The 8,562-nt window shown below is 46.6% G+C and carries 11 protein-coding genes; 3 read left to right on the top strand and 8 right to left on the bottom strand.

What is annotated here, in order from left to right; all coding sequences use genetic code 11:
• The 7 genes from QZX97_RS16970 to QZX97_RS16940 form a co-directional block, all read right to left on the bottom strand.
• Positions 1 to 854 (bottom strand): biotin carboxylase N-terminal domain-containing protein (locus QZX97_RS16970; RefSeq protein WP_295652432.1); only part of this gene is annotated, 854 nt, incomplete at its 3' end.
• A gap of 174 nt (positions 855 to 1,028) precedes the next feature.
• The gene (gene accB / locus QZX97_RS16965) at positions 1,029 to 1,499 is read right to left on the bottom strand and encodes an acetyl-CoA carboxylase biotin carboxyl carrier protein (protein WP_295652431.1); all 471 of its coding nucleotides are present in this window, start codon (positions 1,497 to 1,499) and stop codon (positions 1,029 to 1,031) included.
• 145 nt (positions 1,500 to 1,644) lie between these two features.
• Entirely contained in the window at positions 1,645 to 2,634 is a 990-nt protein-coding gene (locus QZX97_RS16960; RefSeq protein ID WP_295652429.1) for a beta-ketoacyl-ACP synthase III, read from the bottom strand.
• 11 nt (positions 2,635 to 2,645) lie between these two features.
• A complete protein-coding gene (gene plsX / locus QZX97_RS16955) occupies positions 2,646 to 3,584 on the bottom strand; it encodes a phosphate acyltransferase PlsX (RefSeq protein WP_295652427.1) in 939 nt (312 codons plus the stop codon).
• Between the two features lie 15 nt (positions 3,585 to 3,599).
• Positions 3,600 to 3,791 (bottom strand): 50S ribosomal protein L32, encoded by a 192-nt coding sequence (gene rpmF / locus QZX97_RS16950; protein WP_219486623.1) that lies wholly within the window; start codon positions 3,789 to 3,791, stop codon positions 3,600 to 3,602.
• A 17-nt stretch (positions 3,792 to 3,808) separates the two neighbouring features.
• A complete protein-coding gene (locus QZX97_RS16945) occupies positions 3,809 to 4,333 on the bottom strand; it encodes a DUF177 domain-containing protein (protein WP_295652425.1) in 525 nt (174 codons plus the stop codon).
• 203 nt (positions 4,334 to 4,536) lie between these two features.
• Positions 4,537 to 4,851: a hypothetical protein gene (locus QZX97_RS16940; RefSeq protein ID WP_295652423.1), complete on the bottom strand. Its 315-nt coding sequence runs from the start codon at positions 4,849 to 4,851 to the stop codon at positions 4,537 to 4,539.
• Between the two features lie 921 nt (positions 4,852 to 5,772).
• Here QZX97_RS16940 and QZX97_RS16935 point away from each other — a divergent pair.
• The 3 genes from QZX97_RS16935 to QZX97_RS16925 all read left to right on the top strand — a co-directional run bounded on the left by QZX97_RS16935 (position 5,773) and on the right by QZX97_RS16925 (position 7,197).
• The gene (locus tag QZX97_RS16935) at positions 5,773 to 6,003 is read left to right on the top strand and encodes a hypothetical protein (protein WP_295652422.1); all 231 of its coding nucleotides are present in this window, start codon (positions 5,773 to 5,775) and stop codon (positions 6,001 to 6,003) included.
• Between the two features lie 9 nt (positions 6,004 to 6,012).
• A complete protein-coding gene (locus QZX97_RS16930) occupies positions 6,013 to 6,423 on the top strand; it encodes a putative toxin-antitoxin system toxin component, PIN family (protein ID WP_295652420.1) in 411 nt (136 codons plus the stop codon).
• Between the two features lie 108 nt (positions 6,424 to 6,531).
• The gene (locus QZX97_RS16925; protein ID WP_295652418.1) at positions 6,532 to 7,197 is read left to right on the top strand and encodes a GDSL-type esterase/lipase family protein; all 666 of its coding nucleotides are present in this window, start codon (positions 6,532 to 6,534) and stop codon (positions 7,195 to 7,197) included.
• A gap of 171 nt (positions 7,198 to 7,368) precedes the next feature.
• Here QZX97_RS16925 and pdxA read toward each other — a convergent pair whose 3' ends face one another.
• Positions 7,369 to 8,424 (bottom strand): 4-hydroxythreonine-4-phosphate dehydrogenase PdxA, encoded by a 1,056-nt coding sequence (pdxA, locus tag QZX97_RS16920; RefSeq protein ID WP_295652435.1) that lies wholly within the window; start codon positions 8,422 to 8,424, stop codon positions 7,369 to 7,371.
• Positions 8,425 to 8,562 lie beyond the last annotated feature (138 nt).

Below are 8,562 nucleotides of genomic sequence, written 5' to 3'. Positions count from 1 at the left end.
TAAAAGTTGCGGTGTTTGTCCACCAAAAACTCTACTGTACCGGCACCTTCGTATTTTACGGCTTTGGCACCTTTTATGGCGGCTTCGCCCATTTTTTTGCGCAGTTTTTCCGTCATGAACGGCGATGGAGACTCTTCCACCAGTTTTTGGTGGCGGCGTTGTATAGAGCAATCACGTTCGGACAAATGGCAAACTTTGCCGTATTGGTCGCCCACTACCTGTATTTCGATGTGGCGCGGGTCTTCCACATATTTTTCGAGGTACATGCCATCGTTACCAAAAGCAGCACCCGATTCGGCACGGGCAGAATCCCAGGCGGCTTCAAACTCGCTATCTTTCCAAACCACGCGCATGCCGCGGCCACCACCACCGGCGGTAGCTTTTAATATCACGGGGTAGCCCACTTTATTGGCAATGCTGATACCTTCTTTTACATCGTTCAATAAACCTTCGGAACCCGGTATGGTGGGTACGCCGGCCTTTTTCATGGTAGCTTTGGCCGAAGCCTTATCGCCCATGGCGTTTATCTGATCGGCAGTGGCACCAATAAATTTGATGTTGTATTCGGCGCAAATGGCCGAGAACTTGGCATTCTCCGAAAGGAAACCATACCCGGGGTGTATAGCGCCGGCATTCGTCAGTTCGGCAGCCGAAATAATGTTGGGTATGCTGAGGTATGAGTCGCGGCTTGGCGGCGGGCCAATGCAAACGGCCTCGTCGGCAAAGCGTACGTGCAGGCTATCGCGGTCGGCAGTGGAGTAAACGGCCACTGTTTTAATGCCCATCTCTTTGCAGGTACGGATGATCCGCAAGGCAATTTCACCACGATTAGCTATCAATATTTTTTTGAACATCTCTTTAATGTGCAGATGTGCGGATGTGTAAATGTGCAAATGATTTATATCGGTTGTTCAATATTGTTGTTTGCAGTTTAAACATGGCACATGGTTAGCAATTATATTAATTAATGTTTGATGTGGAAATGTACCGGGTCATTTGCATATCGGCACATTTACTCATTCGCACATTTACGAAGGGTCAACCAAAAACAGCGGCTGATCATATTCAACAGGTGAAGCATTGTCGACCAATACTTTCACGATCTTGCCCGATACTTCGGCTTCAATCTCGTTGAATAGCTTCATGGCTTCGATGATGCAAAGCACATCGCCGGTCGATATTTCGTCGCCAACATTAACAAACAGCGGCTTATCGGGGCTTGATGAGCGGTAGAATGTGCCGATCATAGGTGATTTTATAGTGATGTAATGCGAGGTATCCGGACCGGCGGCAACGGCAGGCTCGGCGGCAGCAGCGGGGGCGGCAGCCGGAGCAGCGGTATGTGCAACAGGCGCAACTGCCGGCACGGTAGCATGTACTACCGTGGGTGCCTGGTTTGTTTTTATCGTGATCTTAAAATCCTGCTGCTCAATGGCAACTTCGTTTACGCCCGATTTGGCTACGAAGCGGATCAGTTCCTGAATTTGTTTGATATCCATTTTAGGTGTTGTGGTGGTTTATTGGATAAAATTATACTTTAATGTGCAGATGTGCAAATGTGCGAATTTGCAAATGTTTTTAATTTCCTAAATGTTTATTGCATCATATGCACATTTGCACATCAATACATTTGCACATTTATTATCAATAAGCCCATTTTAAATAAATGGAGCCCCAGGTAAACCCGCCGCCAAAGGCAGCCAAAATGAGGTTGTCCCCTTTTTTCAATTTACTTTCCCATTCCCATAAGCAAAGCGGGATGGTGCCGTTGGTGGTATTGCCGTAACGGTCGATATTGATCATGATGCGCTCGTCGGTAACGCCGGTGCGGTTGGCCGTGGCATCAATAATGCGTTTGTTTGCCTGGTGCGGTACCAGCCAGGTAATATCTTCGGATGTTAGGTTATTGCGTTCCATTACCTCGAGGGCCACGTCGGCCATATTGGTAACCGCGAATTTGAACACCGTTTTCCCTTCCTGAAAAGCGAAATGCTGCTTGGCATCAACCGTGGCGTGCGAAGCCGGTAATAAGGAACCGCCTGCCGCCTGGTTTAAAAACGCGCGGCCCGAGCCATCTGTTTTGCAAATGGTATCGATAACGCCATAGCCATCGCTATTGGGTTCCAACAAAGCGCAGCCACAACCATCACCAAAAATGATGCAAGTGGCACGGTCTTCGTAGTTGATGATAGACGACATCTTATCGCCACCCACCACCAAAACTTTGGTATGTTTTCCACTTTCGATGAATTGGGAACCGGTGGTGAGTCCGAATATGAAGCCTGAACATGCGGCCTGCAAATCGTAACCCCAGGCGTTAACGGCGCCAATTTTATCGGCCAATATGTTTGCAGTTGCCGGGAAAGGCATATCGGGCGTGGTGGTACAAAATATGATGAGTTCTATTTCTTCGGCAGAGATACCGCGTTTTTTGAGCAGGTCGTTAACGGCGTAGACTGCCATATCCGAAGTGGCCAGGCCTTCGCCTTTGAGTATCCTGCGTTCTTTTATTCCTGTTCGGCTGGTTATCCATTCGTCATTGGTATCTACCATGGTTTCCAGTTCATGGTTATCTAACACATAATCGGGAACGTAACCACCAACTGCCGTTATAGCGGCATGAATTTTCCTCATTTAAATAGGGTTTATTGAAAAGCCTGTTTTATTTTATCGACAAGGCCGCTCTCGACCATGTTTTTGGATAGCAGCACCATGTTTTTTATCGCCTCGGGGCTTGATATGCCGTGCCCTACCACAACCGGCGCGTTAACGCCCAATATGGGGCTGCCGCCGTATTGCTCGTAATTAAAGCGGTCGAAAAAGTCGTCCTTAAAGCCTTTTTTGAGTGTTACCACGTAAAAAGATTCGGCCATTTTTAATATCACGTTACCGGTAAAGCCATCGCAAACGATGACGTCGCTATGGTCGCTAAACACATCGCGGCCTTCTACGTTACCCACAAAATTAAATAGTTTGCTTTCCTTCATTAAAGGATAAGTGGCCTGGCACAGGATATTGCCTTTTTCTTCTTCTTCGCCGATGTTCATCAGCGCTACGCGCGGGTTTTCGATACCGTAAACCGACGAGGCGAATAAACTTCCCAGCACGCCGAACTGCACCAATACTTCGGGTTTGCAATCGGCATTGGCGCCAACATCCAGCAGCATATTAAAGCCGCCTTTTAGTTTGGGGGCCATGGCCGTCATGGCGGGGCGCTGTACGCCCGGAATAGCTTTTACGCTGAACAGGGAACCTACCAACATAGCGCCGGTGTTACCTGCCGAAGAAAAAGCCTGTATTTTACTTTCTTTGAGCAATTGAAAGCCTACGCTGATGCTCGAATTTGGTTTTTGGACGATGGCCTTTGTGGGGTGCTCGCCCATGCCGATCACTTCGGTAGTATGTACGTACTCGAAATGGTCGGGATTAAAGTTGTTTTCCTGAAGCATGGCAGTAGCCACGTCCTTATCGCCAATCAAAACCAAAGTTTCGGATGGCGACAAAGCCGAATAGGCCGAAATGGCACCTAAAATAGTTGCTTTCGGCGCGTAATCGCCGCCCATAATGTCTAAGCCAATCTTCATTACAGAAAATTATACTTAGGCTACTGCAGCTTTTTCGATCAGAATTTTACCGTTGAAATATACGTTGCCATCAACAGTATAAGCCCTGTGCGGCAAGTGTACTGCGCCGGTAGTGGTGCATGTAGTTAAAGTTGGAGCCTCAGCTTTGTAGTGTGTTCTACGCTTGTCTCTTCTCGATTTGGATATTTTCCGTTTTGGATGTGCCATAACTTTTTGTTACTATTTTATTTAATTTTTTTAAGGGCGTCCCACGTTGGGTTGTCCTGTCCGTTATCGTCCCCCTGGGGACCGCCTGCCAGCTTTTCGAGCTTGTCAAGCATATCATTATCACAATATTCTGTCCGTCCTTCGCTGCTGCAAACCGCTACAAAGGGCACAGCAACATTTATATATTCGTATATCAGCGGCGCCACATTGATCTCGTGATCGTTTTTTGTGAGCGTGATGATATCTTCATCGTTAATTACCTCTTCGCTAAACTTGGCAATCTGCTGCTCGGCTACATCCACCTGCTGCGGATAAGGGGCCAAACAACGGTCGCAAGCCAAATCTATCGTCCCGCTGATATTGAAATGCAATATCAGCATGGTTTCCTGCTTATCCAGTTCCACCTTGCAAAGCAGGTCGCCTTTTTTTACCAGCGAGTATTCAAACTCATTAAAAAAGGCATCGTTCACCTCAAATTCGAACTGGTGTTTACCCAGTTTGAGCCCTGTAAAGGGGATTGCGTATGGCTTTAGCGATTTCAACGAGCGATAATTAGCCCGCAAATTTAGGAAAAATTATATTAGTGGAAAGAGTTTTTTGGAATTTGTGTTTTTGAGTGGTTGATTGGGTTGGGTAGCGTGGATTAGGTTGGTTGAGCTTTTGGATCGGGAAAGCTGTGTGGTGGTACGGTGATAGCTGCGGCTACGGGCTGGAACTATAACCATAGACTATAGGCTGAATATTTTTACCAGTCCTTATAGATCATCCCAAAACATTCTTCGTAATCCTTGTCAGAAAATACGACAAACATTTTATTATTAATATTTAAAGGTGTAAGATATACCTGTGAGTAATCATCGTTCTCTGCAAGTCTGTTTAAAAGATCTGCCCAAACTTCACTGTATGTGCCTTTTTTTTTCAATAGTTTGTTTCTCAATCGATAAAGGCTGAGGATTTCAAAATTATTTCTGCTAAAGCCTTTGCCCCCGAAATTCTCGATTGCTGCTTTTTTAAACAATTGTTTGATCTCAGTTTTTACATTTTTTGATTTATCAATCATGATCTTTAACCGAATCAATTTACTATGCAGGTCTTCGTCCGTTATCATAAAATAGACAATTAACTCTAATAACTGGTAGTCCAATTGGGTTGTTTACCAAGTATTATAAATGCAAATTAGTTAAATTATACTTATTTACAATTCATTTTCAGAGCGATACCTTCGGCCTGCACTCGGCGCTGCAATTCCTCATTCGGTACTGATCGGCCGTGCCTCATTGCGGGATTTCGGCTGCGATCGCTATCGCGGGTTTGGGGATCAAACGAGCAGTCATCCTGAACTTGTTTCAGGAACCCATCCGAAAGACAGGCGGGATGGAATAGCTCGATATTTAGCGAGTGAGGTGCCGAAACAAGTTCGGCATGACGCGAAGAAAAAAATCCGAATTCGAACATTCGAAATCCGAAATAACTTCGCCTGCGGCCCGCGCTCTTCGCTGCAATTCCTCATTACGCTGCGCTTCATTGCGGGATTTCCGCTGCGATCGCTATCGCGGGTTTGGGGATCAAACGAGCAGTCATCCTGAACTTGTTTCAGGACCCCATCAGAAAGATAGGTGGGATGGAATAGCTCGATACTTAGCGAGTGAGGTGCCGAAACAAGTTCGGCATGACGCGAAGAAAAAATCCGAAATTGAACATTCGAAATCCGAAATAACTTCGCCTGCGGCCCGCGCTCTTCGCTGCAATTTCTCATTTCGTCCCGATAGCTATCGGGACTGCATTCCCTGCCTGACAGCAGGCAGGCGGGATTTACGCTGCGATCGCTGTCGTAGGGGTTGGGGGATGAACATTTATTATGTTAAAGCTCCGACATCGGACCTCTGACATCCGACATCAAAATAAATCCGAAATAAACTAATCATTTTAAAAAACACGGCCTTGTTTTTTAATTTCAACAGGATATTGATTATATTTGAGTATGGCAGCAGATTTGGAAATATCAGGGCATTTGAATGAGCAACAGGTAATGATGCTGCGTTTGTTAAAAAACCCGCTCCCCGAACAGGATTTTTTAGAGATGCGCCGGCTTGCCGTGAAATTATTGTCGAAACAACTGGATGAGGCAATAGAAGATTGGGAAGAAAAAGAGGGCATTAAAGCGAGTGATTATGAGGACCTGAAAAATGGCCATTTTCGCTCAATGTCTTGATCAAAAATAATGAGGATTGTTCTTGACTCGAATGTTCTTGTTGCTTCGCTCGGCATGCGTAGCCGGTTACGGCCTATTTGGCAAGCATTTATAGATGGCCGCTATCAGTTGGTAGTTTCGGAAGATATCCTTAAAGAATATGAAGAGATTTTAAATGAACACTCTGCTCCGGGAACTGCCGCAATTGTGATGGAAATATTTATTGAATCGCCCGACGTGATCGCACAAAAAGTATATTACAATTGGAACGCAATTTTGACAGACCCGGACGACAATAAATTCTTTGACATAGCTGTAGCCGCGGACGCTGATTATTTAGTTACCAACGACAAGCATTTTGATGCCGTGAAAAACATTGCTTTCCCCAAAGTCAACGTCATTACGGCCGATGATTTTTTGAATTTACTTGGAAGAAGTTGATGTTATAATTGAATATTCGAAACATAAACACCCATATTTACACATATAGCCCCCTCTAAATCTCCCCCGGTTGGGGAGACTTTTAAGATGGTGTCCAATTTAAAATCCATGTTGCTACTAAAACGGTTATCCCTATTTGTTTTGCTGCTTTTTGCGGTTGGTGCGGCATCGGCGCAAAGCCAAGCTCCTTTTTGGGACGAGGTGCAGGCCATTAAGGCCTATGATAAAGTTTATCAGCAGCAGCCCCACCCTATTGTGTTTGTAGGGAGTTCGTCGATACGGAAATGGGAGCATTTGCAGGTGGCTTTTGGTGCCTATAATGTGATGAACCGGGGCATTGGCGGGGCGTATGTGAACGATATTATCCGCTATCTGGACGAGTTGGTGTTTGTTTACCAGCCCCGGCAAATTGTGCTGTACGTTGGCGAAAACGATATTGTTATGCCCGATGAAACACCGGATACGATACTGAACCGGACGATACGTTTATTTAAAGCCATCAGGGCGAAAATGCCCGAGGTGCCGATCGTGTATATCGGCTTTAAGCCCAGCCCTTCGCGGGAGAGGTTTGTGGAGAAAACGGTGGCAACCAACGCACTGATCAGGAAGTTTATTACCGCCCAAAGCAAGGCCGTGTTTGTGGATGTTTTTACGCCCATGATGAAAGACGGCAAAATGATGCCTGAGCTATTTGTTAGCGATATGCTGCACATGAACGCCCAAGGCTATGCTATTTGGGAGAAGGCGGTGAGGCCGTATTTGTTTAAGCCGTGAAGACGTCATTGGTCATTGGGTCATTAAGTCATTGGGTTGGCGGGCTATTTTACATGCGGAAGGTGCTGCCCCGTTAGCCAACGAATAGCAATGGCGTGGTCTTTTGATACTTTTCGACAGGCAATGACCTCCCGATAGCTATCGGGATAACCAATGACTTAATGACAAAAATCAATCCCTATCGCGGCTGTGTTTGCTGAATACCAGCGGGTTTTCGGCCAGTTGGGCAGATTCGCGGCGGGTTTTTACAACGTGCATGGCGGTGAACATGGCTTCGCGGAAGGATATTTCGGAGGCCAGGCCTTTGCCGGCGATATCGTAGGCGGTGCCGTGGTCGGGCGAGGTGCGCACGATGTTGAGCCCTGCAGTAAAGTTAACGCCGTTTTCGAAGGCGATGTGCTTGAACGGGATAAGACCCTGGTCGTGGTACATGGCCAGCACGGCATCAAATTGTTTATAGGCACCGTTGGCGAAGAAACCGTCGGCAGCGTAAGGGCCCATTGCCAGCAAGCCGCTTGCTTTGGCTTGTTCGATAGCGGGGATGATGGTGGTTTGTTCCTCATTGCCGATGAGGCCATTATCGCCGGCGTGGGGGTTTAGCCCTAATACGGCAATTTTGGGTTTACGTATCCAGAAGTCTTTTTTCAGGCTATCGTTCATCAGTTTCAGCTTGGAAACTATGTTCTCCTGTGATATTTTGGAGGCGATGTCGCTCACCGGGATATGGCCGGTTACCACGCCTACGCGCAGGTCGTCGCTCACCAAAAACATCAGGGAATCGGTTGCGCCGGCGCGCTCTTGCAAGTACTCGGTATGGCCAGGGAAATGGAAACTATCGCTTTGGATATTGTGTTTGTTGATGGGGGCTGTAACGAGCGCGTCAATCTGGCCCGATATCAGGTCGTTGGTGGCGCGTTCTAAAGAGATGAAAGCGTATTTGCCGCCGGTTTCGGTGGTTTGGCCGAGTTCTATTTTTACATCCTCTTCCCAACAGTTGATCATGTTGGCGCGTTTGGGATGCGCTTCGGCGGGCGTGTTGATGACGTTGAAGCTGAACTCGCCCATGTCCAAAGCTTTGCGGTGAAAGGACGCCACTTTGGTATGGCCGTAAACAATGGGGGTAAAGTAATCGAGTATGCGGCTATCGGCCAGAGTTTTGATGATGACCTCGAGGCCTATCCCGTTTACGTCGCCTATGCTGATACCTATTTTTAATTTGTCCATTATATGATTGTGATTACACCGATTGCCCAGTGATTTCACCGATTTGGAGGATGATTACACTGATTTGCTTTCGGTTGTTAGGCCCGGATAAAAAAAGGTTATCCGAACAAAGCACAAATATGACGTTATTTGTGTGAATTA

This window comes from uncultured Mucilaginibacter sp. (genome assembly GCF_903893715.1).
Taxonomy (GTDB): Bacteria; Bacteroidota; Bacteroidia; order Sphingobacteriales; family Sphingobacteriaceae; genus Mucilaginibacter.
The sequence above is the reverse complement of the archived record's forward strand: the minus strand, read 5'-3'. Positions and strand labels throughout refer to the sequence as shown.

Excerpts from the sequence above, each read along its gene's own strand:
- accB (WP_295652431.1), bottom strand. The coding sequence starts at position 1,499 with ATGGATATCAAACAAATTCAGGAACTGATCCGCTTCGTAGCCAAATCG.
- QZX97_RS16960 (WP_295652429.1), bottom strand. The coding sequence starts at position 2,634 with ATGAGGAAAATTCATGCCGCTATAACGGCAGTTGGTGGTTACGTTCCC.
- plsX (WP_295652427.1), bottom strand. The coding sequence starts at position 3,584 with ATGAAGATTGGCTTAGACATTATGGGCGGCGATTACGCGCCGAAAGCA.
- rpmF (WP_219486623.1), bottom strand. The coding sequence starts at position 3,791 with ATGGCACATCCAAAACGGAAAATATCCAAATCGAGAAGAGACAAGCGT.
- QZX97_RS16940 (WP_295652423.1), bottom strand. The coding sequence starts at position 4,851 with ATGATTGATAAATCAAAAAATGTAAAAACTGAGATCAAACAATTGTTT.
- QZX97_RS16935 (WP_295652422.1), top strand. The coding sequence starts at position 5,773 with ATGGCAGCAGATTTGGAAATATCAGGGCATTTGAATGAGCAACAGGTA.
- QZX97_RS16930 (WP_295652420.1), top strand. The coding sequence starts at position 6,013 with ATGAGGATTGTTCTTGACTCGAATGTTCTTGTTGCTTCGCTCGGCATG.
- QZX97_RS16925 (WP_295652418.1), top strand. The coding sequence starts at position 6,532 with ATGTTGCTACTAAAACGGTTATCCCTATTTGTTTTGCTGCTTTTTGCG.